The organism is Sedimentitalea sediminis (assembly GCF_042687825.1).
Classification (GTDB): Bacteria; Pseudomonadota; Alphaproteobacteria; order Rhodobacterales; family Rhodobacteraceae; genus Sedimentitalea.
The window spans coordinates 55,611-81,376 of record NZ_JBHUQE010000010.1 but is presented as its reverse complement, the minus strand read 5'-3'; the positions used below and the strand labels follow the sequence as shown (position 1 = coordinate 81,376).

Here is a 25,766-nt window from a genome sequence, read left to right as displayed (position 1 = left end):
CCGTTGAATTTGCAGAATCAGGACAAGATCATGGCGACGGTATCGCCCGCAACCCAGTTTCAATCGCCCCCGGCGTCCCCCGTGACTCCGGCAAAGCCGCGCGATCCGCGTCTGGATTTCTATCGCGGCATCGCGATGTTCATCATTCTGGTCGCGCATATCCCGTTCAATCCCTGGAGCGGCTGGATCCCGGCCCGGTTCGGCTGGTCGGATGCCACCGAGATCTTTGTCTTCTGTTCCGGCATGGCCTCGGCCATTGCCTTTGGCGGCGCTTTTGCGCGCAAGGGCTGGTTGCTGGGCTCGGCCCGGGTGCTGTTCCGGGTCTGGCAGGTCTACTGGGCGCATATCGGGCTGTTCTTTTTTGTCGCCATGAGCATGGCGGCGCTGGACACCTATGGCAGTTTCGAAAAGAGCTATGTCAACGCGCTGAACCTGGGTCGTTTCTTTAGCGATCCGATGCCGCAGATCGTCGGTTTTTTCACCCTGACCTATGTGCCGAACTATTTCGACATTCTGCCGATGTATCTGGTGGTGCTGGCGTTGATGCCGCTGTTCATAGCGCTGTCCGGTCTGTCGCTGTGGGCCGTCGCTGCCGCCAGTGTTGCCATTTGGCTGGCGGCCAATCTCGGATTTCTGTCGCTGCCGGCCGAACCCTGGTCCGAGCGGGTCTGGTTCTTCAACCCCTTTGGCTGGCAATTGCTGTTCTTCACCGGCTTTGCGCTGATGCGCGGCTGGCTGCCGCCGCCGCCGGTCTCGCGCGGCCTGATCTGGCTCTGCATCGCCTTTCTGGTGCTGTCCGCCCCGTTCGGATCGTGGAAGGTGCAGACCTGGATTGCCGCCACCAGCCCGGCGCTGGGCGAGCAACTGCGCGATGTCTGGACGCTGATGCGCGCCCACGAGGTCGAAAGCGGGTTCAGCCTGCGCGCCAAAACCGAGTTCGGGGTGCTGCGGTACCTGCATTTCCTGGCGTTGGCCTATCTGGCATGGGTCGCTGCCGGCGAGGGCGGACGCCGCCTGCGCGCCAGCGGGGCAGGCGCTGCGGCGCGGCTGTGGCGCGTGGTCCTGAACATCGTGTCCAAGGTCGGCCAGCAATCTCTGGCGGTCTTTGTGTTCTCGATGGCGCTGGCGCGGCTGCTGGGGTTCGTTCTGGACCAGATGGGGCGCAGCGCCGGCACGGTTTTGCTGATCAATCTGGCAGGGTTTGCAATGATCGTTGCGGTTGCCTATATCGCCGGCTGGTTCAAATCGCATCCCTGGCGGAGCAGCCGCGCATGACACTGACGCGCCGAGATTTTCTGGCAACGACATCGGCCTTTGCCCTGGCCGGGCGGGCGGCGGCCAGCGCCCCGGAAACGCGGTTCGACCGTGACCAGGTGGTCGCGGCCGCCCAGCAGCTTTCCCAAACCGCATATGCGCCCCGCGACATGGTTCCGCAGGCCTGGCGCGATCTGACCTACGAGCAGTACAAGCTGATCCGTTTCCGCCCCGAGGCGGCGCTGTGGTACGGGACCGACACACCGTTCAATGTCGATTTCTTTACGCCCGGCCTGTATTTCCCGCGCACCATCAAGGTCGAGACCGTCGAGAACGGCCTTGCCACGCCGGTGCCGTTCGACCTGTCGATGTTCGAGAAATCGCCCAGCGTGCCGGATTTGCCGGTGGATGAAACGCTGGGCTTTTCCGGGCTGCGCCTGCGCACCGAGATGCACCGCCCGGGCCAGACCGACGAATTCTGCGTGTTTCAGGGGGCCAGTTATTTCCGGGCAATCGGACTGGACCAGATCTATGGGCTGTCCGCACGGGGGCTGGCGCTGAAGACCGGCGATCCCGAGGGCGAGGAATTTCCGGATTTCATCCGCTTCTGGCTGGAACGCCCCGCACCGGGGCAGCGCAACATGGTGGTGCACGCGCTGATGGACAGCCCCAGCGTCACCGGGGCGTTTCGCTTTGACATCACCGCCGGCCCGGCCTGTGTGATGGATGTCGAGGCGACGCTTTTTGCGCGCGAGGACCTGCCCCATGTCGGTCTTGGCCCGCTGACCAGCATGTTCCTGTTCGACGAGACCAACCGCCACCGGTTCGACGATTTCCGCCCCGCCGTGCATGACTCCGACGGGCTGATGATGCTGAACGGCGCGGGCGAGGTGCTGTGGCGGCCGCTGGCCAACCCGAAACGGCTGCAGGTGTCGTCGTTTCTGGATTCGGCCCCGCGCGGGTTCGGTCTGATGCAGCGGGCGCGGCGACTGGCCGATTTCGCCGATCTCGAAGCGCTGTATCACCGCCGCCCGGGCCTGTGGGTCGAACCGCGCGGCGATTGGGGCAAGGGCGCCGTGACCCTGGTCGAAATTCCGGCGGATCGCGAGATTTATGACAATGTCGTCGCCTACTGGCGGCCCGCCGAACCCTATGCGGCCGGATCGCGCATTGATCTGTCCTACCGTTTGACCTGGGGCACCCGCGCGCCGGTCGCGGTCGGCTATCCGCAGGTCATCAACACGAGGATGGGGGGCGGGTTCCACGGCCAGCGCGTGGTGACGGTGGATTTCGAGGCGGATCCGTTGTTTGACGAGGGTCCCGACGCGATTACCGCCCATGTCGGCTCGCCGCATGTGGATACCAGCGAAGGCGTCCTGCAGCGCAATCCGGAAACCGGTGGCCTGCGGCTCGCCTTCAGCTTTGAACCCGGTGATCGCGACATGGTCGAACTGCGCGCGCAGCTGCGCAAGGACGGCCAGATGGCCAGCGAAGTCTGGCTGTACCGGTGGACCGCATGAGACAGGATCTGCACATCATGCCGCCGCGCGCGCCGATGGCGATGCCCGAACAGGATTTCGCCACGGCGTTTCGGGACAGGGGCGCGCCGGGCGCGGCCCCGGTCCGCGGCATCGCCTATTGGCGTCTGCTGGCCTTCAGCCCGGCGATTCTGGCGACGCTGGCCCTGACCTGGGCGATCCATGGCTGGTTCGACGATGGCGGGATCAATGCCGTCGAGATGCTGTTGCTGGTGCTGATCTGCTTCAACTTCTTCTGGATCGCCTTCACCGTCAGCACCGTGGCGTTGGGGCTGGTTTCGCTGGCCCGGCGCGAACCGCCGGCGCGCCCGGTGCCGCCGCAGCCCCAAAGGGTGGCGCTGCTGATGCCGATCTACAACGAGGTGCCCTGGTATGTGCTGGGCAACGCCCGCTCGATGCTCGAGGAACTGCGCGCCCGGGGCGGGGCGCATGACTATTCGATGTTCATCCTCAGCGACACCCGCGACGATGCCATTGCCGCGCAGGAACAGGAAAGCGTTCTGGCGCTGCAGGAAAGCCTGTCGCCGGGTCTGAAACTTTATTACCGCCGCCGCGAACAGAACACCGACCGCAAGGTCGGCAACATTGCCGACTGGGTGGCCAACTGGGGCGGCGACTATCCGGCCATGCTGGTGCTGGATGCCGACAGCCTGATGACCGGACGGGCGATCCTGCGTCTGACCGATGCGCTGGCCCGCGATCCGGGCGCCGGCCTGATCCAGAGCTTTCCGCAGCTGATCGGCGCGCAGTCGGTCTTTGCCCGGATGCAGCAGTTTGCCAATGGCGTCTATGGCGCGGCGCTGGCCGAGGGCGTTGCCCGCTGGTGCGGGCAAGAGGGCAATTACTGGGGCCACAACGCGATCATCCGCACCGCCGCTTTTGCCTCATGCGCGGGGCTGCCACATCTGCGGTCCTGGCGCGGGCAGGACCGGCTGATCATGAGCCACGATTTCGTCGAGGCCGGGCTGTTGCGCCGGGCCGGCTGGGGCGTGCGGTTCCTGCCGCGCATCCGGGGCAGCTATGAGGAAACGCCGCAGACCCTGGTCGATCACATCCTGCGCGACCGCCGCTGGTGCCAGGGCAATCTGCAACATCTGAACCTGCTCTGGTCGCGCGGATTCCGTTCGATCAGCCGGTTTCACATGTTTCATGGCGCGGTCGGCTATCTGATGTCGCCGATCTGGTTTGCGCTGCTGGTGATGTGGGCGCTGATCGGGGTCGGCGAGGACGCCAGCGTGCTGGTCTATTTCAGCGAAACCAACCCGTTGACACCGACCTGGCCGGAATTGACCGAGGCGCGTCACGTGCTGATCATCGTGTTGATGTATGCGATGCTGCTGGCGCCGAAACTGATGGGCATCGCTGCCCTGCCGCTGACCGGGGTCCGGTTCCAGGAATTTGGCGGCGGCTGGCGGTTTGCCCTGTCGTTCCTGTCCGAAGTCCTGTTGTCGGTGATCTATGCGCCGATTCTGATGGTGCAGCAGATGATCGCGGTGTTCCGCACGCTGTTCGGGTTGCAAAAGGGCTGGTCGCCCCAGGCCCGCGATGGCGGGCGCTATGGACTGGGCACGCTGATCAAGTGCCATATCCTGGAAACCGTCAGCGGTGCCGCCCTGATGACCGGCATTCTGGCCGGGCTGGTTTCGCCCTGGCTGCTGCCGATTGCGGTCAGCCTGGTCTGTGCGGTGCCCCTGTCGGCGCTCAGCGGTTTGCCGATGGCCGGACGCGCACGCGGCTGGATGGGCACGCGCGAGGTCTATCGCGAGCCCTTGATTACCCAGGCGGCACGGCATTACCGCAACGAGTTGAAATCGCTGCTGGAACACGATGTCACGGGCACGCCGGCGGAATAGCTGACGAAACAGTCAGTTGACCGTGACGGTTTCAAACCAGTCCAGCACCATGTCGGCCCAGCCTGCCGGTACCTGATGCCCGCCGGGAAACAGGGCCAGTTCCAGCGCCGCACCGGGCGCGCAGTCGCGCCAGTTGCGACGCCAGAATGGGCCGGTGCGGGAAAAGCCGCTGGGCTTGTCGTGGGGACAAAGATTGGTCTGGCGCCACAATTCCAGTCCGGCAAAGATGTCGCCCTGCTGAAACCGCCCCCGGGCCAGGAAACGGCCCTCGATCGGCACCGTCGGGTCAGCCCAGCCATGGGTGTGAAACAGCCTCACCGGCCCGGCGCAATTCTCGGGCAGAGGCCGCCAGAACCCGCCGGATACCGCCGCATAAGCGGCAAAGCTGTCCGGTGCAGTGCAGGCCAGATAGTTGACCAGAAACGCGCCGTTGGAGAACCCGGCCAACAGCACGCGCCCGGCATTCAGGTCAAAGCGCCGCGCCGAGTCCGCGACAACCCGGTGCAGAAAATCGGCCTCGGCGACGCGCTTTTCGGCCGGTCGGAAAGACCACGCGCGCCCGGCGCCCGGGCCGAACCGTCGCTGGCCGGTCGGTGCCAGGACCGCATAGCCCCGCGCCAGAATGTCATCGACCAGGACCGTGTTGCGCATCACGTTGCCGCCGCTGCTGCCGACCCCGTGCAGAAAGACGACGATTGGCGCATGCGGCGAGGCCGGTACCGCCGCGTGATACTCGCGCCCATCCAGGGCACAGGCCCCGGGATCGGTGCCGCAGGCCGCCCCTACCGGGGCGGGCAGCGCCGTCAGGCACAGGCAGACAGCCGCGGAAAATGCGGTTCTCGTGATCATGTACCGGACTCTGGAACCGGCGTGACCGGCAAACCGGCAGCCAGCCAGCCGGGGCCGGCGGGCGAGCCCAACATGCCCTCGGGCACGTTGATGATCTGATCAAAACCGGCATTGCTTAGCCGCCTTGCCAGCCGCGCCGAGCGCACGCCGCGCGCACAGATCAGGGCGATGGGCCGTGCCCGGTCGCCAGCGGTCAGGGCGGTCAGGGCGGCGCCGAAGTCATCGCGCCGCATGTCCAGCGCATGGGCGTGCCGGGGCAGGCCGGTGTCACGCCATTCATCCGGACGTCGGATGTCGATCAGCAGGACCTGATTGCGCGCAGCCAGATCAAAGGCCTGGGTGACAGACAGGCTGGGCCCGGCATAGCGCGGTGCGAACCACATGCCGCGATAGGCCATCACGGCGAACAACAAGCCCGCGACCACCAGCACCATCGCGGTGCGGCGGCCCGGTCGCCCGATGTTTATTCCGGCCCGATCCATGCACTGTGTCCTTCCCGGGGACTCTTCCTGTACAGGCATAACACGAAATGCGGCACCCGCCTTGGGCGCAAGGCGCGAACCGGTTCAAGTTCGCGTCAGTTCAACAGCTTGCACCGGGACAGGATGACGCTGATGCGCGGGATTACGTTGTGTGTACAAAGATAAAGATTTTTCTTACTATTTATCCGAATCGAGAAAAGAAAACCGGTCAACAACAGCGCTGAACTAAAACGGCGCGTGTCCGGCAGGGTGGGGGAAACGGGTGCGAACAATTGCAGCAGCTGCGGTTCTGGCCGCTCTTTGGTTGTTGATGTCAGGCATCTACAAACCACTGGTCGTCGGGCTGGGTGCGGTGTCGATTCTGCTGGTGATCTACGTCGTGCGTCGCATGGATCAGGTCGACGGGGATGCCGTCGATATCCGCCTGCGGCCGATGCGCACGATCGGCTACGTCTGTTGGCTGCTGATCGAGATCGCCAAGTCCAACCTGGCCGTGACCCGGATCATCCTGTCACCGATCATGATGATCCGACCGCACATGTTTCCGGTGCCCTATTCCCAGAAAACCGATCTCGGGCAGGTGATCTTTGCCAATTCGATCACCCTGACACCGGGAACATTGTCGGTGGAAACCGATCTTGGTTATTTCCTCGTGCACGCCATTTCCTACGCCCCCGAAGACATGGACGGTCTGGCGGAAATGGACCGGCGCGTCAGCGCCACTGAAAACCTGCGGGAGGCATGATGTTCGTACTGGCCACCATTGCGCTGTTCATCTCGATGATCCTGGTGCTGTACCGGCTGTTTGTCGGCCCGACCCTGTATGACCGGGTCATGGCGGTGAACGCCTTTGGGACGCTGACAGTGCTGTTCATCGGCGTGATCGGTTTCCTGACCGGCCGCCCCGATTTTCTGGACATCGCGCTGCTCTACGCTCTGATCAACTTTGTCGGTACCATCGCGATCCTGAAATTCTTCCGTTACCGCGCCATCGGCGATGTGCGGCGCGACGTGCAGGAGGCGGACGGATGAGCGGCATGGACCTTGCCCTGACGATTTTCAGCTGGATCTGCATCCTTTCCGGATCGTTCTTCGTGATCGTCGGTGCGTTCGGATTGGTGCGGTTCCCGGATTTCTGGGCGCGGCTGCACGCCCTGTCGGTGCTGGACAGTGCCGGGGTGATCCTGCTGCTGTTGGGTATGGCTCTGCATTCAGGCCTGAACCTGGTGACGGTGAAATTGTTCATCATCCTGATTTTCCTGTTCATAACAGGGCCGACTGCGACCCATGCGGTGGCCAACGCGGCGCTGGTTTCGGGGTTGCGGCCGAAATCGGCGGTCGAGCCGGACGACGAGGACGACACCGAGCGCGCAGAGCCGACCCAGAACTGACAAGCCGCCCGGGATCGGGCACCACGAAACAGCAAGACGACAAGGCAGGTCCGACATCGAAACCTTCATCAACATCGTATTGTTCACCTTGCTGGTCACGACCGCATTGGCCGTGGTCCGGACGCAAAGCCTGTTCGCGACGGCGATGCTGTCGGGCGTGTTCAGCCTGTTGTCGGCCCTGTTGCTGGTGACGCTGGACGCGGTTGACGTGGCCTTTACCGAAGCGGCTGTCGGCGCTGGTATTTCAACGGTGCTGATGCTGGGCACCCTGGCGCTGACCCGCCGGTTCGAGCGGCCTTCGTCCCATTCGCCGCTGATTCCGCTGTTTGTGGTGCTGGTGACCGGCGCGGCGCTGATCTATGGCACGCTGGACATGCCCAATTTCGGCAGCGCCACGGCGCCGGCCCAGGTGCATGTCTCGCCCGACTATATCGAGCAGAGCCAGCACGAGATCGGTGTGCCCAACATCGTGACCGCCATCCTGGCCAGCTATCGCGGTTATGACACGCTGGGCGAGGTCGCGGTGGTGTTTACCGCCGGCATCGGGGTGCTGCTGCTGATCAGCGGATTGCGGCGGCGGCGGCGGAACAATAGGGAGGACGTCTGATGCGGCACCACCTGATCCTGCGGGTCATCACCAAGTTGCTGATTGCCGCGATCATGCTGTTCGCGCTGTATGTGCAGTTTCACGGCGACTATTCGCCGGGCGGCGGATTTCAGGCCGGCGTGATCATGGCGGTGGCTTTCATCATCTATGGCGTCGTGTTCAGCCTGGACGAGGTGCAACGGGTACTTCCGCCCTGGCTGGTGCACAAGATGGCCGCCCTCGGCGTGCTGATCTATGCCGGGACCGGGTTGATCAGCTTTTTCATGGGCTATGCCTTTCTGGACTATGCCGCGCTCAGCCCCAGCCACCCGGAACATGGCCAGCACTACGGCATCCTGCTGGTGGAACTGGGCGTCGGCGTCACCGTGACCGGTGTCATGGTCACGATCTATTACGCCTTCACATCGCGGACACCGATCATGGATGACGAGGCATGGTGACGATGCAGGAAAACTGGGCATTCATCGTCGGCCACGCGAATTACTGGCTGTTCATCGTCTTGATGATGACCGGCCTGTATATCGTTGTGGCCAAAGGAAATCTTGTAAAAAAAATCGTCGGCCTGAACATTTTTCAGACGGCCGTTTTCATGCTCTACATCTCGATCGGCAAGGTGACCGGCGGGACCGCCCCGATCTTTCCCGTCGACATGGATGTCGATCCGACGGTGGTCTATTCGAACCCGCTGCCGCATGTGCTGATCCTGACCGCGATCGTGGTGGGCGTCGCCACCACCTCGCTGGGGCTGGCGATGATCGTCCGCATCCGCGAGGAATACGGAACCATTGAGGAAGAAGACATTCTGAATATCGAAAAAGAGATCGCCCGGAACGAGGTCAAGCTGCACAGCGAAGTCGTGGGCGAGCGCGGCTGATGGCGTCCGGAACCGTAGAACACACGGCGCTGACGCTGGCCGACCATCTGCCTGCCCTGCAGGTGCTGGTCCCGTTCCTGGCGGCGCCCCTGATCGTGGTGCTGGCCAACCGCCGCCTGGCCTGGCCGATCGCCTTTGCCGCCAGCGCGCTTTCGTTCGTCATCGCGATCCTGCTGCTGGTCCGGGTCATGGATGGCAGCGTCATCTCGTATCACATGGGCGGCTGGGCGCCGCCTCTGGGCATCGAATATCGGGTCGATGCGGCGAATGCCTATGTGCTGCTGCTGGTCAGCGCGATCAGCACGGTCGTGCTGCCCTATGCCTATAAAAGCATCGAACAGGAAGTGTCCGAACGCCATCACACGCTGTTTTACGCCGCCTTTCTGTTGTGTTTCAGCGGTCTGCTGGGGGTTGCGATCACCGGCGACGCGTTCAACGTCTTTGTTTTCCTCGAAATCTCGTCCTTGTCCACCTATGTGCTGATCGCGCAGGGGTCCGAGCGCGACAAGCGAGCGCTGACCGCCTCCTATGACTATCTGATCATGGGCACCATTGGCGCGACCTTCTTCGTGATCGGCATCGGCTTTCTCTACATGGCAACCGGTACGCTGAACATGGCGGATCTGGCCGAACGCATCCCCGAACAGAGTGGCAGCCGCACGGTGCGCGCCGCCTTTGCCTTTATCGTCGTGGGAATCGGGCTGAAAGTGGCGATGTACCCGCTGCACCGCTGGCTGCCGCCGGCCTATAATTATGCGCCCTCTGCGATCACCGCCTTTCTGGCGGCCACGGCCACCAAGGTGGCGGTCTATGTCATGTTGCGCTTCATCTTTTCGGTGTTTCAGCCGGCCTTTGTTTTCGAGGTCAGCACGCTGGAATTCATCATTCTGCCAATCGCCCTGATCGCCATGTTCGCGGCCAGTTTCGTCGCCATCTTTCAAAGCGATTTCAAGATGATGCTGGCGTATTCCAGCGTGGCGCAAATCGGCTATATCCTGCTGGGCATCGCGTTTCTGACGGAAACCGGGGTGACCGCGGCGATTGCGCATCTGTTCAACCACGGCATCACCAAGGCGACGCTGTTCATGGCCGTGGGTGCCTATGTGTTCAGCGTGCGGGGTTCGTTTTACGACACCATTCAGGGGCTGGGGCGGCGGATGCCGCTGACCTCGGCCGCGGTGGTCGTGGGCGGACTCAGCCTGATCGGCGTGCCAGGCACGGCCGGTTTCATCTCGAAATGGGTGCTGGTGCAGGCGGCGCTGGAAAAGGGCTGGTGGCTGGTCGCCCTGCTGATCGTCGCCTCAAGTCTGCTGGCGGTGATCTATGTCTGGCGCGTGGTCGAGGTGCTGTACATGCGGACGACACCCGATGACAGCCAGGCCCGCGAAGTGCCGGCCATCATGCTGGTGCCGATGTGGATCGCGGCCCTGGCTTGCATCTATTTCGGATTGAACACGGACGTGACAGTGGGCGCGGCCCAGACGGCGGCGCAGGGCCTGATGGCCGGCTCCTCCGGACTGCATTAGGGGAGCGTCATGGATACCAATACAGCCATACTCGCCAGCATGCTGATTCCGGCTCTGGCTGCCATCAGCAACCTGGTCCTGCGCGACAAGCCTGATCTGCGGGACGGCGCGACGCTGGGCGCCGCGGTCCTGACCTTTCTGTGCGTCCTCAACATTTTGTACAATGTCGGCAATGGTACGACCGAGCCGATGGTGCTGTTCTCGGTGATGCCGGGGCTGGATCTGGCGTTCAATGTCGAGCCGTTGGGCCTGTTGTTCGCGATCGTCGCCAGCGGCCTGTGGATCGTCACGCATCTCTATGGCGTCGGTTACATGCGCGGCAACAACGAGGCACATCACGCCCGGTTCTTCTGCTTTTTCTCGATCGCGATCTCGACCACGATGGGCATCGCCTTTTCCGCCAACATGTTCACGCTGTTCCTGTTCTACGAGGCGCTGACCCTGTCGACCTTTCCGCTGGTCGCGCATAAGGGCACGGCCGAGGCGACGTCGGGCGCGCGCACCTATCTGGGCATCCTGATCGGCACCTCGATCGGCCTGCAGCTGGTGGCGGTGATCTGGACCTATACCATCACCGGCACGCTGGATTTCACCAAGGGCGGCATATTGGACGGCCATATCGCCGGGCCGATGGTGGCGGTGCTGCTGGGGCTGTATGCCTTTGGCATCGGCAAGGCGGCGCTGATGCCGTTTCACCGCTGGCTGCCCTCGGCCATGGTCGCGCCGACGCCGGTTTCGGCCCTGCTGCACGCGGTTGCGGTGGTCAAGGCGGGCGTGTTCACCATGCTCAAGGTCGGCATCTATATCTTTGGCATCGACTTTCTGGCCGAAACCGGCGCCTCTGAATGGCTGATGTGGCTGGCGGCGTTCTCCATCCTTGCGGCGTCCATCGTGGCGATGACCAAGGACAATCTGAAGGCGCGGCTGGCCTATTCCACCGTCAGTCAGCTCAGCTATATTACCCTGGGCATGGCACTGGCGACCTCGATGGGGGTGCTGGGCGGCGGCATGCATATCGCCATGCACGCGATGGGCAAGATCACCCTGTTCATGTGCGCCGGCTCGATCTATGTCGCCGTGCACAAGACCGAGATCAGCCAGATGACCGGGCTGGGCCGCATCATGCCGATCACCTATGGCGCCTTTCTGATCGGGGCGCTGTCGATCATCGGCCTGCCGCCGCTGGGCGGATCATGGAGCAAATGGCTGCTGGTCATGGGCGCCGCCGATACCGGGCAATGGGTGATGATCGCGGTGCTGATGATCAGTTCGCTGTTGAATGTGGCCTATCTGCTGTCCATCGTCGGGCGCGGCTTTTTCCTGCCGAACCCGGAGATCGCGGCCGGGGCGAAATCGACCGAAGCCGGCGTGCTGGTCTGGCTGCCGCCGGCGCTGACCGCCTTTGGCTGCCTGGTCCTGTTCTTCTATGCCGGAGATATCCAGACATTCCTGTCCCCGCTGGTGGCAGACGCGGGGCCGGCGGTGTCAGACGGAGGGATGAGCAATGGACAATAAGACCCCGGACGATCCCGACAAGTTCCCGGCTTTGGGCCGGGCGCTGCTATGGGTGGAAAAGCCCGGCGGCGTGGAAAAGATCGTCTATGCGCTATACGCGGTCTGTGCCGTGCTGTTTCTGGCGGATTTCGTCTATCACAAGCACAGCTATCTCGCGATCGAGGATTTCCCGGGCTTTTACGCGCTGTACGGCTTTTTTATGTGTGCCGCACTGGTGGTCTGCGCCAAGGTGATGCGCCTGTTTCTGAAACGGCCCGAGGATTACTACGCGCCCAAGGACGTGGAATCCGAGACCTTCCCCGAAGACCATTTGGAAAAGGTGGATTACGATGCTTGAGTCCATACCCACCGCATTCCTGTTCTTTCTGGCGGCCCTGGTTCTGCCGCTGCTGCCCCGCGGGCCGGCGCGCGCGGCGCTGTTGTTGACCGTACCGGTCATCGCGGTTCTGCAGGTCTATGCGCTGCCCTTCGGCAATCTGGTGCCGGTCGATTTCTTTGGCTTTACGCTGGAGCTGATGCGGGTGGACAAGCTGAGCCGCATCTTTGCGCTGATCTTCTGTATCGCGGCCTTTCTGGGCAATCTTTATGCTTGGCACGTCAAGGACCTGGTGCAACAGGTGGCGGCGCTGCTTTATGCCGGGGCGGCGATCGGGGCGGTGCTGGCCGGCGATCTGATCACCCTGTTCTTTTACTGGGAAGGCACCGCGATCTCGTCGGTGTTCCTGATCTGGGCGCGGCGCACCGAGGGGGCCTATCACACCGGTCTGCGCTATCTGATCATTCAGGTCGGGTCCGGGGTGATCCTGTTGGCCGGCGTGATCGTTAACTATGCCGATACCGGCAGCATCGCCTTCGAGCAAATGCAGCTGGGCACGCTTGGCACCTGGCTGATCTTCATTGCCTTTGGTATGAAATGCGCGTTTCCGCTGCTGCATAACTGGCTGCAGGACGCCTATCCGGCAGCCACGGTCACCGGCACGGTGATCCTGTCGGCCTTTACCACGAAACTGGCGGTCTATTCGCTGGCGCGCGGCTTTGCAGGCACCGAGATCCTGGTCTATATCGGCGCGATCATGACGCTGTTCCCGATCTTTTACGCCGTGATCGAGAACGATCTGCGCCGGGTTCTGGCCTATAGTCTGAACAACCAGCTGGGGTTCATGGTCGTCGGTGTCGGCATCGGCACGGAACTGGCCCTGAACGGCACCGCGGCGCATGCCTTTGCGCATATCCTATACAAGGCGCTGTTGTTCATGAGCGTCGGCGCCGTGCTGTTCCGTACCGGTACTGCCAAGGGGTCGGAACTGGGCGGACTGTACAAGACCATGCCGCTGACAATGATCTTTTGCGTCATCGGCGCGGCCTCGATCTCGGCCTTTCCGCTGTTCTCCGGCTTTGTCACGAAATCGCTGATCCTGTCGGCGTCGGCCAAGGAAAGCTATTACATCGTCTGGGGCATCCTGCTGTTTGCCTCGGCCGGGGTGTTCCACCATTCAGGCATCAAGATTCCCTATTTCGCCTTCTTTGCCCATGACAGCGGCAAACGCCCGAAAGAGGCGCCCTGGAACATGCTGCTGGCGATGGGTCTGACCGCGTTCCTCTGTATCGCTGTCGGGGTCTATCCGGCGCCGCTCTATGCGCTGTTGCCGTTCGACGTCAGCTATGAATCCTATACCACCACCCATGTGATCACCCAGCTGCAGCTGCTGTTCTTCTCGGCGCTGGCCTTTACGGTTCTGATGCGCACGGGCATCTATCCGCCCGAGCTGAAATCGGTGAATCTGGATTTCGACTGGACCTACCGCAGATTGCTGCCGTCTCTGCTGCGCTGGCTGGCCTGGCCCTTTGGCTCGTTCTTTCGGATGCTGGACCATCTCAAGGGCGTGTGGTTCAAGGGGCTGATCATCCGGCTCTACCATTCCTATGGTCCCGAGGGACGGGTGTCGCAATATTGGCCGACCGGTGCCATGGTGCTGTGGATCGGGGTGTTGCTGGGCGTCGCGCTGGTGGTGAATTACCTCAGCTGACCGGGGCAGGGCGGGGCAACCCGCCCGCCGGCCGCCCGCCGGATCCGCAGGGCCATTTCTGGAAAATTCTCGGGATTGTCCGGGCGGCGGCTCGGGATTGTCCGGGCGGCGGCGCGGGTGTCAGGGCGTCCAGCGCAGAAAGTTCGCGATCATCCGCAGGCCGGCGGCCTGGCTTTTCTCGGGATGGAACTGCATGCCCAGCATCGTGCCCCTGCCGATTACCGCGGTGACGTCGCCGCCATAGTCCACATGTGCCAGCCGGTCGGCGGCGTTCTCGACGTGAACCTGATAGGAATGCACGAAATAGGCGTGATCGCCGCTGGATATTCCGTCAAACACCGGATGACCGTGGTCGATCACCAGATCGTTCCAACCCATATGCGGAACCTTCAGCGCGGTATCGGTCGGAGTGATCCTGATCACCTCGCCCGCGATCCAGCCCAGACCCGGCGTGTCCTGGTATTCGCGTCCCAGGCTGGCCATCAGCTGCATGCCGACGCAGATGCCCAGAAAGGGCCGGCCGCGGGTTTCCACCGCTTCGACCAGGGCATCAAACAGGCCGGAATGGCCGCGCAGGGCGGCGGCACAGGCCGGAAAGGCGCCATCGCCCGGCAGCACGACGCGATCCGCGCGGGCGACGACATCGGCATCGCCGGTCACCACCACGGTGCCGGCGTCCACCTCGCGCGCCATCCGCTGAAACGCCTTTTCCGCGGAATGCAGATTGCCGCTTTCATAGTCGATGATCGCTGTCAGCATGCGCCTACAAGGCACCCTTGGTCGAGGGCACCGCATCGGCCTTGCGCGGGTCGGTCTCGACGGCGTCGCGCAGGGCGCGGGCCACGGCCTTGAATGCGGCCTCGGCGATATGGTGGCTGTTCAGCCCGTGCAACCGGTCGACATGCAGGGTGATGCCGCCATGGGTGCTGAGAGCCTGAAAGAACTCGCGCACAAGCTCGCTGTCGAAACTGCCGATCTTGGCGGTGGGCAGATCGACATTCCACACCAGAAACGGCCGGGCTGACAGGTCCAGTGCGGCGCGCACCAGCGCATCGTCCATCGGCAGCAGGCAGGCGCCATAGCGTACGATGCCGCGCTTGTCGCCCAGAGCCTGCGCCAGCGCCTGACCCAGCGCGATACCGGTATCCTCGACCGTGTGGTGATCGTCGATATGGGTGTCGCCCTGCGCCCGGATCGTCATGTCGATCAGCGAATGCCGCGCCAGTTGGTCCAGCATGTGATCAAAGAACCCAACCCCGGTCTGGTTGTCATAGATCCCGGTGCCGTCCAGATCGATCGTGACCGAGATCTCGGTTTCGGCGGTCTTTCGGGTGATGGTGGCGCTGCGCATCCTGGTTCCTCGCTGGGGCTTGCCCGGTTCTTATAGATGCTGGGCCGGGCAGGTAAAGGCGGCGGCGCCTGGAAATCCGTGGAAAAACAGATCCGAAACCGTGTCCGGCACGCAAAACTTGTATCAGGGCAGTCAATCTCGCGCTGCGTTTTCCCAGTGTGATTTTCATGGGGAACAGCAGGATGACATCCAGGATATATCCCCCCGTACCCGCCGAATTCCAAGCGCTGGACCGCCTGCCGATCAAGGGAATGCCGGTCGACTTGATCGGAAAGGCACGCAGGAATGCCACGGCTGACCTGTATCCGTCGGCTGCGCACGGTCAGACAGGCCGGCGGAACGTTCCGCACCACGGGACGGTATCAGTTCCGCTGTACCTGGAGAACATGACCCCGACCGGCGCACACCGGTCGGGGGCGCCGTTTCAAAGCTCGATGGCCTGCATCACCTGCGGCTCGATCACGTCGACATCGGGCAGGGCGGCGATCAGCGCTTCGGCCGATTGTTCGAGCACCGGGAACGACCGGTAATGGCAGGGGATCAGGGTCTTGAAGTTGAAATAGCGCTTGGCGGCATAGGCGACCTTGTCCATATCCATGGTAAAATGCCCGCCGGCGGACAGGATGCCGATATCGGGTTTGTAGTAATCGCCGAACCAGTCCATGTCGGCCATGATATCCGTATCGCCGCTGAGATAGATCATCCGGCCCTCGGCGGCGATCATGTATCCGACTTCGGACCCGCCAGTGCGCAGCCCGTCCTCGGTGGAAAAGGTCGAGGAGTGCTGAGCGGTGACCATCGACACGCGGGCATTGCCCACCGCGACCGTGCCACCCTTGTTGAAACCGACGGTCTCGATGCCCTCGGTCTCGCCCCACAGGCCCATCAGGTCGTATTGCCCGATCACCGGGATGTTCAGCCGCTTGGCCAGGGGCAGTACGTCGACCACATGGTCAAAATGCACATGAGTCAGCAGGATGTGGGTGGCGCCGCTAACGGCGGCGTCGTGCTGGTCCTCGGCCAGGACCGGATTGCCGGTCAGCCAGGGATCGACCAGCAGAACCAAGTCCTCGGTTTCGATTCGGAAACTGCCATGTCCAAGCCAGATGATTTTCATAAGCCCCTCCTTGATGATCGCCGCAAGATTAGCATGCAGCCTGCAAAACACCATTGCCCGCGGATGAAAACGATCATCAAAACCGGTCGGCAAGCGTCGCGAGCAACGGAAACGGTGCGACCGCGAGCAGCACGCTCGCCAGATATTTTGGAAAGGAGAACAGGCGGCTCATGCCGGCAATGAAAGCGATGCCGCCGCCGCCGCCCAACAACGAATTACCCGGCAGGTTGAACAGCGCGATAATGGCCAGATAGCGGTGCCGCAGCAGGGTTGGCAAAAGGCGGCGGGGCATATGCGCGATCAGCAATCGCAGGCCGGCGTCCGGGTCAAGGCGCGACATTTCGATGACGAGATCGGCGGTGTTTGCGAATCCCAATGCCGCGAACAGCCGGGCGGCGCGGTGCAATGGCACCAGTCGGCCCAGAAGAAAGCCCAGCAGCAAGGCCGCGCACATGGCGAGATAGACCAGAAATGCGATCTTGCCGCCAAAAAGCATCAGCAGCGCAAACCCGATTTCGGCCCCGGGTATGAACGGAATGGCCGATGCCAGGATGAACACCAGCGTGGCGATCATGATCATCCGGTGGACCCGTGTTTCGGTTTGCGGCAACACGTCGATGAGCGGCAGGTCCTGCAACCTGTCACCGGCAAACCAGCCGCCCAGCAACACCACCAGATACAGGACAAACACCAGAGCCCAGCGCCGCCGTTTCATGGACACCACTCCGGCAATGTATCCTGCGCGGCGGCTCGGGCGCGCTGCCGTGCATCTGCCGCCGATATGGCCGTGCGGTCGGTGGCAAGGCGGCCGCGAAACACCAGATCGCGATCCATCGACCAGTACCAGCGGTCTTTTGTCCAATGCACGTCGACTGCGGCGCTGTCCTTGGCGATCACCCCCCGATAGCGAAAGGTGCTGCCGGACTGGCCACGGAGTTCCGCGACAAACTGCACGTCCGTCCCGACCTGCCGAGTCCAATACGGGCCGGGAGAATAGCCGCAGACAAGGCAGAGCTTGGACCAGAACAGTCCATGGTTGAAGTGCAGTTCTTCCGCGAAATCAGGGTCGGAGGCGGGGCCGACATGACCGATGAAAATCTGGCCGTCCAGTGGGCCTGTGGCTGTCCGGGTCTCGCTTGCTGCGGTCGTGGCCGGCAGCAACAGCACCAACGCCGCTGCGATCAGGTAGGTCCGGACAGATGAATGGAACATGGCGCCTCCAAGGCTCATATCGGGTATCTTATCCGAGGATCGGGCGGCGACAAACTGCCGTACCCTGTGCCGAGCGCGCGACGACGTGCGCACAGACCGGGCGGGCTCTGTGCTACGGGTCTGGCGCGCGAAAATCGCGATGCCATCAGGATCGCGCAAAAAATTCGGTTGCCCGGCCTATGTGGGCAGTGCGGCCCCGTCAGAACAGACGATGCCGCATGGCGTCAGTCAGACCAGGAACCCGGCCGGGACTTTGCGGCATTGCAATGGGCCAAGTGTTTCTGGATGGCGCGGTCGGCGACCAAGACAACCTCATCGGCATGGCCGATGACCCGGACCAAGGTCGCCGGGCCGGATTGTCGTCGCTTGCCGTTGACGGGGCCAAACTGATCGCAGCCGCTCCGCCGGGACAAGCCGGCGCCCCTTGCGAGCCGGACGCCACGGCGGTAAATGCCCCAGGACACAGCATGAGGACCCCCATGTCGATTGATCAGAACACCGCCGCCCGGGTGGCCAAGCTGGCCCGGATCAAGGTCGAGGATGACGCGCTGCCCGCACTGGCCGCCGAGTTCAACACGATCCTGGGCTTCATCGAGCAATTGAACGAGGTCGATGTCGACGGCGTCGCGCCAATGACATCCGTCACGCCGCAGCGCTTGAAGCGGCGCGCTGATGTGGTGACGGATGGCGACCAGCAGGCCAAGGTGCTGTCCAACGCACCCGACGCGCGTGAAGGGTTCTTTGCGGTTCCCAAGGTGGTGGAATGATGTCTGATCTGAACAAAATGGGCCTTGCCGATGCCCGCGACGCGCTGCGCCAGGGTGAAACGACCTCGGTCGAGCTGACTCAGGCCTGCCTGACGGCTATCGACGCGGCGGACGCGCTGAACGCCTTTGTGCACAAGACGCCCGAGATCGCGCTGGAACGCGCGGCGGCGGCGGATACGCGCATCAGGGCCGGGGACGCGCCCGCGATGTGCGGGTTGCCGATCGGCATCAAGGACCTGTTCTGCACCCGCGGCGTGCCCAGCCAGGCCGGCAGCCGCATCCTGCAGGGCTTTCTGCCGGAATATGAATCCACCGTCAGCCAGCAACTGGCCGACGCGGGCGCGGTGATGCTGGGCAAGCTGAACATGGATGAATTCGCCATGGGCTCGTCCAACGAGACCAGCACCTATGGCGCTGCGATCAGCCCCTGGCGGCGCGGCAATGACGAGGCGGCCCTGACCCCGGGCGGGTCCAGCGGTGGCTCGGCCGCCGCCGTGGCCGCCGATCTGTGCCTGGCGGCCACCGGCACCGATACCGGCGGCTCGATCCGCCAGCCCGCCGCGTTTACCGGCACGGTCGGGATCAAGCCGACCTATGGCCGCTGCTCGCGCTGGGGCATCGTCGCCTTTGCCAGTTCGCTGGATCAGGCCGGGCCGATGACCAAATCGGTGCGGGATGCCGCGATCATGCTGCAGGCCATGTCCGGCCACGACCCCAAGGACAGCACCAGCGCCGACATCCCGGTGCCGGATTTCGAGGCCATGCTGACCGGCGACATCAAGGGCCAGAAAATCGGCATTCCCAGGGAATACCGCATGGACGGCATGCCGGCGGAGATCGAGAAGCTGTGGGCGGATGGCGCCGACATGCTGCGCGATGCCGGGGCCGAGGTCGTCGATATCAGCCTGCCGCACACGAAATACGCGCTGCCGGCCTATTACGTGATCGCGCCTGCCGAGGCCTCCAGCAACCTGGCGCGTTATGATGGTGTGCGCTATGGCCACCGCGCCACGCTGGCGCAGGGCGACGGCATCACCGAGATGTATGAGAAGACCCGCGCCGAAGGGTTCGGTCACGAGGTGCAGCGCCGGGTGATGATCGGCACCTATGTGCTGAGCGCCGGGTTCTACGATGCCTATTACAACCGTGCCCGCCGGGTGCGGAGCCTGATCAAGAAGGATTTCGAGGACGTCTTTGCCACCGGTATCGACGCGATCCTGACTCCGGCCACCCCGTCATCGGCCTTTGCGCTGGGCGAGATGACCGAGGCCGACCCGGTGCGGATGTATCTGAACGACGTCTTTACGGTCACGGTCAACCTTGCCGGGTTGCCGGGCATCTCGGTGCCTGCCGGGCTGGACGCGCAGGGATTGCCGCTGGGGCTGCAACTGATCGGCCGGCCCTGGCAGGAAGGCGAATTGCTGAACACCGCCCAGGCGCTGGAAAACGCCGCCGGCTTTGTGGCCAAGCCGGGCCAATGGTGGTAGGTCTGGCCTGCGAAACCGGTAATAACGGCAGGATGGCAGCCATGCGACCGATCTCACCGTTTCCTCCGGCTCCGGGCCTGACCCGGAGCCTCGGGTTGGGCCTGACCCTGAGTGCCCTGATGGGCATATTGGCGGGCTGCGCGGCACAGGCGCCCGACGCGGGCGCGCAGCAGCAGGCGGCCCAGGCCCGCGAGTCGGAACTGGCGGGGGAACCGGCCAGCATCGAACGGCTGGCGCCGCCCCAGCCTCTGTCCAGCCTCAAGCTGGATGCGACGGCACCGGCCGCCGCGCCCATGCGCAGCCCGGCCAGTTCGACCACCGCTCAGAGCGGCACCGGATCGGATATCGCCGCGCAGACCGCAGCGGCCCTGGCGGCCAGTTCCGGCGCGGACCCGGCTGCCCCGGCGCCCGTCACCACCTCGACCGGTCTGTCGGCCGAGAACGATTTCTCGGCGGTGTCCGAAAGCCGCTCGATTGAGAGCGATGCCGACCGGATCGCCAGCAACCGCGCGCAATACACCGTGATCGAACCCACCGAACTGCCCGAACGCAGCGGGTCGGCCCAGCCCAATATCGTCGCCTATGCGCTGGCCAATGCGCATCCGCGCGGCACCCGCATCTACAGCCGCAGCGGTGTGAACATGCAGGCCCGGGCTGCGCGCAACTGCGCCGCCTTTGCCTCGGCTGATCTGGCACAGATCGAATTTCTGGCCAATGGCGGACCGCAGCGCGATGGCGACGGGCTGGATCCGGATGGCGACGGCTATGCCTGCAGCTGGGACCCGGCACCGTTCCGCCGCGCGGTCGATAACTGATCCGGTGACGCCGATCTGGCATCCGTCGCCGAATTTCGGGATCCGGCGGGACGGGCTGTGCCCGGAATTGATCGTGATCCACTATACCGCCATGGACAGCGCCGGCGCGGCGCTGCGGCGGCTATGCGATGCCGACGCCCAGGTCTCGGCGCATTTCCTGATCGCGGGCGATGGTCAGGTCTGGCAGATGGTGGACGAGACCATGCGCGCCTGGCATGCGGGTGCGGGGCAATGGCAGGGGCGGGGCGACGTGAACTCGCGCTCGATCGGCATCGAACTGGACAATCGCGGCACGCATCCTTTCGCGCAGCCGCAGATGGCAGCACTCGAGGCGCTGGTGACGCGTCTGATGGCGCGCTGGCGGATCGCGCCGCAGGGGGTGATCGGCCATTCCGACATGGCGCCACAGCGCAAATCCGACCCGGGCCCGCGCTTTGACTGGCGGCGGCTGGCGCGGCAGGGGCTGGCGGTCTGGCCCGAGGCCCGGAACAGCGCCACACATGGTCCAGACACTGACAGCGATTTCCTGTCCAATGCCGCTCGGTTCGGCTATCCGGTCGATGACGCAGCGGCCACGCTGGCGGCTTTTCGCGCCCGGTTCAGACCCCAGGCAAGCGGGCGGCTCTGCTGGGCCGACCGGGCGCTGGCGGCCGATCTGGCGCGGCGCTTTGGCGTTGACGGAGCGGCACAGAGCACCTAGATCGCGAGGGCGCGGAGAGCCGGATGGCCGCTGGGGCGGGGCAACCCGCCCGAGAGGAAAGTCCGGACTCCACAAGACACTGGTGCCGGGTAACGCCCGGGCAGGGCAACCTGACGGACAGCGCCACAGAAAACAGACCGCCGTGCAGGTCACGGCAAGGATGAAACGGTGGGGTAAGAGCCCACCGCGCCGCTGGCAACAGCGGTGGCACGGCAAGCCCCACCAGGAGCAATGCCAAATAGGACCCCCGCGCGGGACCGGTCCCGGCAACGGGAAACCGCCGCTAGGCCCGTCTTGGCCAAGAGGGGTCGGGTTGGCAGCCAGACGCGCGTGGCGACACGCGCGCTAGAGGAATGGTCATCAAAGGGGGCGACCCCTGAACAGAATCCGGCTTACAGGCTCTCCGCGCACGTCTGGCCTCGGATCGGCGCCGCCTCCAGCAGATGCCCCCAACAGGTACCGCCCAGGCATGAGTCCCAGAGCCGGAGACCCTGAACAGATGCGCCGGGCAAAGCGCATGGTCAGAACCTGCCCGATCAAGATGCCGTGGTCAGCCGCCGGGCGGGGTATAGGCGTCGACAAGCTGGCTGGCCTTTCGGATCACCCCGACGAATTCCGAACTGCTCCAGGCCCGCACCGTCTCGACCTTTGAGACCGACCCGGCCGCGGATACGGCCATGCCCACCGCAACCGCGTCGCCCTCGTCAGGCATCCGCGAGATCAGGATCACGTCATTCGGGCCGGTGGTCATGTAAAACGCCACCACCGATCCGCCGGCATCCTCCAGCAGTTTCTGCAGCGCGACCGCGCGGTCGTTCGGATCTTTCAGCAATCCCTGAACACCGGATTGGGAGTAGGAAATATAGCTGATGAAAGTTGGCATGGTGGTCTCCTTTGGCATTTTCAGGTTCGGAGCAACGGCAATCAGAACATGCGCATGCGGATGCCGCCAGCCTGACGGCGTCGCGCTGATCAAGACGCATGAAAGACCGCGGTCCTTCCAGGCCAGCGACAAGAATTTACCGCATGGCCACCGACACAGGTTTCCCGCCCACAGATCCCTGCGCGCCCCGTTCTGCGGATTTTCCGGGCGCTTGGATCAGGTTCAGCTTACAACGGTTTGGCAGGGCTGCCAAACCCGCAGGGCCGCAGGCCGGCGGGCAAATGGAAGCGGCTCGAACCGCCGCCGCGGTTGTCGACCCGGACCGAACCGGGGTGAACGGTGCCAGAGAAACCGCGCTGTCACTGTTTACTTTATTTTGCCAGTGACCGCAGTTCCCTTGCCGCGTTTGCGGGTGAACCGAACCTGTTTGCCGTTGATCTCGGCAACCTGACAATCGGTATCGGCCCGATGGGTTTCCAGTGTGCGACACCAGAACCCGTCGCGCCAGGCCCAGGCGCCTTTCAGGGCTTTGCCGTTTGCCTCGCCGCGCAACGCGCCATTCCGCTTGGCGACGACATATCCCCAATCGTACTGAACCTTCTTGCCAACCACGAGCTTTCGAAAGTCGGTGTCCGAGGTGATCCGGGTAAAATCGTCATCGGCAAATAGCGGCGTTGCGACCGGCGCCGTCGCGCAAAGGGCAATGGCCAGCAGAATTCTGGGAAAGCGCATAACTAATCCATCCTATAAGTTGAGTTCTAGAATGGGAACACGTTACGGCAACTTGGCGTTAAGTCAAGAAACCCCGGGGTGGCACCGGGGCGGAACGCTATTGGATCGCCAGCGCCGAATGCTGGGCATCAGTGTTGCCGGTGCGGATCAGCAGCTGACTCGCGGCCAGCAGGCTGGCGCACAGGATCACGGCAATGGCAAAGGGGGGGAGGCGACGAGACCGCATGAAAACCTCTAACCGTCAAAAAAACACTGGGTCGCAAAATATGCGCGAACCTTACCGATGCAATCGAGATTTGTAAAGAATTCGAGCCATTGCGGCGCTGGGGGCGGTGAATCCGCGGAATTGGCAATTCCGCTGTTGACTCGGCCAAGCGCGCGGGTAAAAGCGCAGCTTCATACGCATATGTCGATGGGGCGGCCAAGACCGGACGCGCCTTTCGTTGCAGGAGAGAGACCATGGCGAAGCCGACCACAATCAAAATCCGCCTGAACTCGACCGCAGGCACCGGCCACTTTTACGTGACCAAGAAAAACGCGCGCACCATGACCGAAAAGATGGTCGTCCGCAAATACGACCCGGTGGTCCGCAAGCATGTCGAGTACAAGGAAGGCAAGATCAAGTAAGCCTGTCCGATCAGACCGGAAGAATGGGTCACGCCAGCGCGTGACCCTTCTTGATTCAAGGGTACAGTCTTGCAGATCCGGATACGCCCAAGCACGTTGAATGACCTGGCCGATGTTGATGCGCTGTTGGCCCGTGTCTACCCGCGCCTGCTGAAACCGGATTATCCGCCCTCGGTGCTGGTCACCGCTCTGCCGATCATCAGCCGGGCGAACCCGGCGCTGCTGTCCAGCGGAACCTATCATGTCGCGGTGACGGAACTGGACGCGCTGGTCGGCGCCGGCGGCTGGACCCGCGATCGCAGCGACGCGGAACTGGGGCATATCCGTCACGTGGTCACGGATGATCGCCTGTTGCGCCGGGGCATTGGCCGCGCAGTGGTGGCTCATAGTCTGAACGAGGCGCGCGAGGCCGGGATGGTCCGGATGGAATGCTGGTCCACCCGCACCGCCGAACCCTTTTATGCAGCGCTGGGCTTTGTCACGCGGGGTCCGATGGAAATCGAGTTACGCCCCGGCATCGCCTTTCCCGCGTTGCGCATGCAGCTGCAGTTCAGCGCCTGAGGCCGCTGTTCGACCGGCCCGCGACAAGGGCGCCCCCCCCCGGATCGGCGGCGGCGCCTGCCTGATCACACGTATTGCACGGGACGGGATACAGCCCGATTGGCACCCTCTGTCGCCCTCCTGCCTGTGTCAGGTGCGATCGCGGCGGTCCGGCCGGAAAGGCCCGAGGGCATCCGCCATTCCGGACCGCCGCGGAATCCAGTCGCCTCCATGGCCATGCTTGGGGGGCGGCATTGTCGTTGCGCAAGGTCGGCTGAGCAGATCGATCCCGAAACGAAAAAGGGCCGGTCTGATGACCGGCCCCTGGTATCGTGTCTGGTCAGCGTCCTATTCCCTGTTGCCAAAGATGCTCAGCAGGAACATGAACATGTTGATGAAGTCCAGATACAGGGTCAGCGCGCCCATGATCGCGGATTTGCTCAGCCACTCGGTGTCCGCATGCGCCGCATGCTGGATATATTCGGTCTTGATCTTCTGCGTGTCATAGGCGGTGAGGCCGGCAAAGATCAGCACACCCAGGATCGAGATCGCGAACATCATCGCCGGCGATTGCAGGAAGATGTTGATCACCGAGGCGACGATCAGGCCGATCACGCCCATGATCAGGAACGATCCCCAGGCCGAGATGTCCTTTTTCGTGGTGTAGCCCCACAGCGACAGTCCCGCGAACGAGATCGAGGTGATCAGAAAGATCTGCGCGATCGAATAGCCGGTGAAGGCCACGAAAATCCAGGCCATGGACAGACCCATGACCGCCGAGAACGCGTAAAAGAACAGTTGCGCCCCGGACGCGGACAGCCGGTTGATGGCGGCGCCGAACGCAAACACCATGATCAGCGGCGCGAACATGACGATCCAGCCCAGGATGTTGGGCGACAGGGTGACGGGATCGCGGAAGGCGCCCAGCAGGGCCGGGCTGGTGCCGACGGCCCAGGCCACCAGAAAGGTCAGCAGCGTGCCCACGGACATGGTGCCGTAGACCTTGTTCATATGCGCGCGCAGCCCCGCGTCGATCACGGCGGTGCGCGTTCCGGCCGCAGTCCGGCCCGCCACGCGGTTGATGTCGAATTCAGCCATTCAAGGTCTCCGTTAAAGACGATGGAGCCGTCAGAGTTATTCCAACGGCAGTCTTGGCAAATATCGGGCGACCGGCCGGCTTTTTCAAGTATTTCCGTCAGGAATCTTTACCGCGAGTTTGACAAAACGGGCGGCCTTTGGCGCCCGGGTCGGCGAGGCCTGCGGAATGGGACGGGGAAAAGGTCAACGGGATCAGCGATACCAGTTCGCCGGTGCATCCCAGACCGGACGCCGGGCTTCGGTCAGGGCAGCGGTGCGGGTCACGCCGATATCCTGCAATGCGGCGGCGTCCAGCCGGGCCAGTGCCCGGCGCTGACGCCACAGAGCAAGGGCGCGCGACAGGCGGTTGCGCAGGGTCGGGCGGCGGGTCGTATTCAGGGTGTTCGCAATATAGGTCATGATATATGTTCTTTCATCCACGCTTGATGTATGCTGATTGCAACATCACGATGCTTGATATTTATTGCGGTTGATGGCATATCTTTAAAGCGAATATTTGTTTGGTCATTCATAAAGGAGTG

Annotated in this window: 31 protein-coding genes and 1 other RNA gene; 20 read left to right on the top strand and 12 right to left on the bottom strand. The window is 63.4% G+C overall.

Annotated elements, in window-relative coordinates; translation table 11 throughout:
• Positions 1-30 precede the first annotated feature (30 nt).
• From ACFMPD_RS10280 to mdoH, 3 genes are read left to right on the top strand one after another with little or no spacing between them, the layout of a single operon-like run.
• Positions 31-1,275 carry an OpgC family protein gene (locus ACFMPD_RS10280; RefSeq protein ID WP_380993812.1) on the top strand — a complete coding sequence of 415 codons (1,245 nt, stop codon included), beginning with the start codon at positions 31-33 and terminating at the stop codon, positions 1,273-1,275.
• Positions 1,272-2,774, top strand: coding sequence for an OpgD/OpgG family glucan biosynthesis protein (locus ACFMPD_RS10275; RefSeq protein ID WP_380993811.1), 1,503 nt, complete (start codon positions 1,272-1,274; stop codon positions 2,772-2,774). The genes ACFMPD_RS10280 and ACFMPD_RS10275 overlap by 4 nt, the downstream gene beginning before the upstream one ends.
• Positions 2,771-4,645 carry a glucans biosynthesis glucosyltransferase MdoH gene (gene mdoH, locus ACFMPD_RS10270; RefSeq protein ID WP_380993809.1) on the top strand — a complete coding sequence of 625 codons (1,875 nt, stop codon included), beginning with the start codon at positions 2,771-2,773 and terminating at the stop codon, positions 4,643-4,645. Before ACFMPD_RS10275 ends, mdoH begins: the two co-directional genes overlap by 4 nt.
• Before the next feature lie 12 nt (positions 4,646-4,657).
• On the opposite strand, the gene ACFMPD_RS10265 is transcribed toward mdoH, so the two are convergent.
• Together ACFMPD_RS10265 and ACFMPD_RS10260 are read right to left on the bottom strand one after the other, a co-directional pair.
• Complete coding sequence (locus ACFMPD_RS10265) at positions 4,658-5,494, bottom strand: CE1 family esterase (protein WP_380993807.1); 837 nt, start codon at positions 5,492-5,494, stop codon at positions 4,658-4,660.
• Positions 5,491-5,976 (bottom strand): rhodanese-like domain-containing protein, encoded by a 486-nt coding sequence (locus tag ACFMPD_RS10260; RefSeq protein WP_380993805.1) that lies wholly within the window; start codon positions 5,974-5,976, stop codon positions 5,491-5,493. The genes ACFMPD_RS10265 and ACFMPD_RS10260 overlap by 4 nt, the downstream gene beginning before the upstream one ends.
• 262 nt (positions 5,977-6,238) lie before the next feature.
• Here ACFMPD_RS10260 and ACFMPD_RS10255 point away from each other — a divergent pair, with 262 nt between their 5' ends.
• The 10 genes from ACFMPD_RS10255 to ACFMPD_RS10210 are packed head-to-tail and all read left to right on the top strand — an operon-like array spanning position 6,239 to position 13,916.
• Positions 6,239-6,721, top strand: coding sequence for a Na+/H+ antiporter subunit E (locus tag ACFMPD_RS10255; protein ID WP_380993804.1), 483 nt, complete (start codon positions 6,239-6,241; stop codon positions 6,719-6,721).
• A complete protein-coding gene (locus ACFMPD_RS10250) occupies positions 6,721-7,008 on the top strand; it encodes an MrpF/PhaF family protein (protein WP_380993802.1) in 288 nt (95 codons plus the stop codon). The genes ACFMPD_RS10255 and ACFMPD_RS10250 overlap by 1 nt, the downstream gene beginning before the upstream one ends.
• Positions 7,005-7,367, top strand: a complete 363-nt coding sequence (gene mnhG / locus ACFMPD_RS10245; RefSeq protein WP_380993800.1) for a monovalent cation/H(+) antiporter subunit G — start codon at positions 7,005-7,007, stop codon at positions 7,365-7,367. Before ACFMPD_RS10250 ends, mnhG begins: the two co-directional genes overlap by 4 nt.
• On the top strand, positions 7,264-7,974 hold the full coding sequence (locus ACFMPD_RS10240) for a DUF4040 domain-containing protein (protein ID WP_476463236.1): 711 nt from the start codon (positions 7,264-7,266) through the stop codon (positions 7,972-7,974). The genes mnhG and ACFMPD_RS10240 overlap by 104 nt, the downstream gene beginning before the upstream one ends.
• Positions 7,974-8,414, top strand: a complete 441-nt coding sequence (locus ACFMPD_RS10235) for a Na(+)/H(+) antiporter subunit B (RefSeq protein WP_380993799.1) — start codon at positions 7,974-7,976, stop codon at positions 8,412-8,414. Before ACFMPD_RS10240 ends, ACFMPD_RS10235 begins: the two co-directional genes overlap by 1 nt.
• Positions 8,408-8,848, top strand: a complete 441-nt coding sequence (locus ACFMPD_RS10230; RefSeq protein ID WP_380993797.1) for a cation:proton antiporter subunit C — start codon at positions 8,408-8,410, stop codon at positions 8,846-8,848. Before ACFMPD_RS10235 ends, ACFMPD_RS10230 begins: the two co-directional genes overlap by 7 nt.
• On the top strand, positions 8,848-10,374 hold the full coding sequence (locus ACFMPD_RS10225) for a monovalent cation/H+ antiporter subunit D family protein (RefSeq protein ID WP_380993796.1): 1,527 nt from the start codon (positions 8,848-8,850) through the stop codon (positions 10,372-10,374). Before ACFMPD_RS10230 ends, ACFMPD_RS10225 begins: the two co-directional genes overlap by 1 nt.
• Before the next feature lie 9 nt (positions 10,375-10,383).
• Positions 10,384-11,889: a proton-conducting transporter transmembrane domain-containing protein gene (locus tag ACFMPD_RS10220; RefSeq protein WP_380993794.1), complete on the top strand. Its 1,506-nt coding sequence runs from the start codon at positions 10,384-10,386 to the stop codon at positions 11,887-11,889.
• Complete coding sequence (locus ACFMPD_RS10215) at positions 11,879-12,226, top strand: hypothetical protein (protein WP_380993793.1); 348 nt, start codon at positions 11,879-11,881, stop codon at positions 12,224-12,226. Before ACFMPD_RS10220 ends, ACFMPD_RS10215 begins: the two co-directional genes overlap by 11 nt.
• Complete coding sequence (locus ACFMPD_RS10210) at positions 12,219-13,916, top strand: Na(+)/H(+) antiporter subunit D (RefSeq protein ID WP_380993792.1); 1,698 nt, start codon at positions 12,219-12,221, stop codon at positions 13,914-13,916. Before ACFMPD_RS10215 ends, ACFMPD_RS10210 begins: the two co-directional genes overlap by 8 nt.
• Positions 13,917-14,036: 120 nt before the next feature.
• Here the strand turns inward: ACFMPD_RS10210 and hisH are convergent, their stop codons facing one another.
• The 5 genes from hisH to ACFMPD_RS10185 form a co-directional block, all read right to left on the bottom strand.
• A complete protein-coding gene (hisH, locus tag ACFMPD_RS10205; RefSeq protein ID WP_380993790.1) occupies positions 14,037-14,675 on the bottom strand; it encodes an imidazole glycerol phosphate synthase subunit HisH in 639 nt (212 codons plus the stop codon).
• Between the two features lie 4 nt (positions 14,676-14,679).
• The gene (hisB, locus tag ACFMPD_RS10200; RefSeq protein WP_380993789.1) at positions 14,680-15,267 is read right to left on the bottom strand and encodes an imidazoleglycerol-phosphate dehydratase HisB; all 588 of its coding nucleotides are present in this window, start codon (positions 15,265-15,267) and stop codon (positions 14,680-14,682) included.
• A gap of 424 nt (positions 15,268-15,691) precedes the next feature.
• A complete protein-coding gene (locus ACFMPD_RS10195; RefSeq protein WP_380993788.1) occupies positions 15,692-16,384 on the bottom strand; it encodes a metal-dependent hydrolase in 693 nt (230 codons plus the stop codon).
• A 76-nt stretch (positions 16,385-16,460) separates the two neighbouring features.
• Positions 16,461-17,021: a hypothetical protein gene (locus ACFMPD_RS10190; RefSeq protein WP_380993786.1), complete on the bottom strand. Its 561-nt coding sequence runs from the start codon at positions 17,019-17,021 to the stop codon at positions 16,461-16,463.
• 74 nt (positions 17,022-17,095) lie between these two features.
• Positions 17,096-17,755 (bottom strand): hypothetical protein, encoded by a 660-nt coding sequence (locus ACFMPD_RS10185; protein WP_380993785.1) that lies wholly within the window; start codon positions 17,753-17,755, stop codon positions 17,096-17,098.
• Positions 17,756-18,075: 320 nt separating this feature from the next.
• Here ACFMPD_RS10185 and gatC point away from each other — a divergent pair, with 320 nt between their 5' ends.
• The 5 genes from gatC (at position 18,076) to rnpB (ending at position 21,776) form a co-directional block, all read left to right on the top strand.
• Positions 18,076-18,363 (top strand): Asp-tRNA(Asn)/Glu-tRNA(Gln) amidotransferase subunit GatC, encoded by a 288-nt coding sequence (gene gatC / locus ACFMPD_RS10180; protein ID WP_380993903.1) that lies wholly within the window; start codon positions 18,076-18,078, stop codon positions 18,361-18,363.
• Positions 18,363-19,850, top strand: coding sequence for an Asp-tRNA(Asn)/Glu-tRNA(Gln) amidotransferase subunit GatA (gene gatA / locus ACFMPD_RS10175; RefSeq protein ID WP_380993783.1), 1,488 nt, complete (start codon positions 18,363-18,365; stop codon positions 19,848-19,850). The genes gatC and gatA overlap by 1 nt, the downstream gene beginning before the upstream one ends.
• A 41-nt stretch (positions 19,851-19,891) precedes the next feature.
• On the top strand, positions 19,892-20,665 hold the full coding sequence (locus ACFMPD_RS10170; RefSeq protein WP_380993781.1) for a hypothetical protein: 774 nt from the start codon (positions 19,892-19,894) through the stop codon (positions 20,663-20,665).
• Entirely contained in the window at positions 20,616-21,365 is a 750-nt protein-coding gene (locus ACFMPD_RS10165) for an N-acetylmuramoyl-L-alanine amidase (protein WP_380993779.1), read from the top strand. The genes ACFMPD_RS10170 and ACFMPD_RS10165 overlap by 50 nt, the downstream gene beginning before the upstream one ends.
• An 11-nt stretch (positions 21,366-21,376) precedes the next feature.
• Positions 21,377-21,776, top strand: an RNA gene (gene rnpB, locus ACFMPD_RS10160) — RNase P RNA component class A.
• Between the two features lie 139 nt (positions 21,777-21,915).
• Here the strand turns inward: rnpB and ACFMPD_RS10155 are convergent.
• From ACFMPD_RS10155 to ACFMPD_RS10145, 3 genes are all read right to left on the bottom strand, one after another.
• Complete coding sequence (locus ACFMPD_RS10155) at positions 21,916-22,248, bottom strand: GYD domain-containing protein (protein WP_380993777.1); 333 nt, start codon at positions 22,246-22,248, stop codon at positions 21,916-21,918.
• A gap of 366 nt (positions 22,249-22,614) precedes the next feature.
• The gene (locus tag ACFMPD_RS10150) at positions 22,615-22,980 is read right to left on the bottom strand and encodes a hypothetical protein (protein WP_380993776.1); all 366 of its coding nucleotides are present in this window, start codon (positions 22,978-22,980) and stop codon (positions 22,615-22,617) included.
• A 97-nt stretch (positions 22,981-23,077) separates the two neighbouring features.
• Complete coding sequence (locus tag ACFMPD_RS10145; RefSeq protein ID WP_380993775.1) at positions 23,078-23,206, bottom strand: hypothetical protein; 129 nt, start codon at positions 23,204-23,206, stop codon at positions 23,078-23,080.
• Positions 23,207-23,439: 233 nt separating this feature from the next.
• On the opposite strand from ACFMPD_RS10145, the gene rpmG reads away from it, so the two are divergent.
• Together rpmG and ACFMPD_RS10135 are read left to right on the top strand one after the other, a co-directional pair.
• On the top strand, positions 23,440-23,607 hold the full coding sequence (rpmG, locus tag ACFMPD_RS10140; RefSeq protein WP_007814563.1) for a 50S ribosomal protein L33: 168 nt from the start codon (positions 23,440-23,442) through the stop codon (positions 23,605-23,607).
• A gap of 96 nt (positions 23,608-23,703) precedes the next feature.
• Positions 23,704-24,168, top strand: a complete 465-nt coding sequence (locus ACFMPD_RS10135) for a GNAT family N-acetyltransferase (RefSeq protein WP_380993772.1) — start codon at positions 23,704-23,706, stop codon at positions 24,166-24,168.
• A 327-nt stretch (positions 24,169-24,495) separates the two neighbouring features.
• Here ACFMPD_RS10135 and ACFMPD_RS10130 read toward each other — a convergent pair whose 3' ends face one another.
• On the bottom strand, positions 24,496-25,245 hold the full coding sequence (locus ACFMPD_RS10130; RefSeq protein WP_380993770.1) for a Bax inhibitor-1/YccA family protein: 750 nt from the start codon (positions 25,243-25,245) through the stop codon (positions 24,496-24,498).
• Positions 25,246-25,437: 192 nt separating this feature from the next.
• On the bottom strand, positions 25,438-25,644 hold the full coding sequence (locus tag ACFMPD_RS10125) for a YjiS-like domain-containing protein (RefSeq protein ID WP_380993769.1): 207 nt from the start codon (positions 25,642-25,644) through the stop codon (positions 25,438-25,440).
• Between the last annotated feature and the right edge of the window lie 122 nt (positions 25,645-25,766).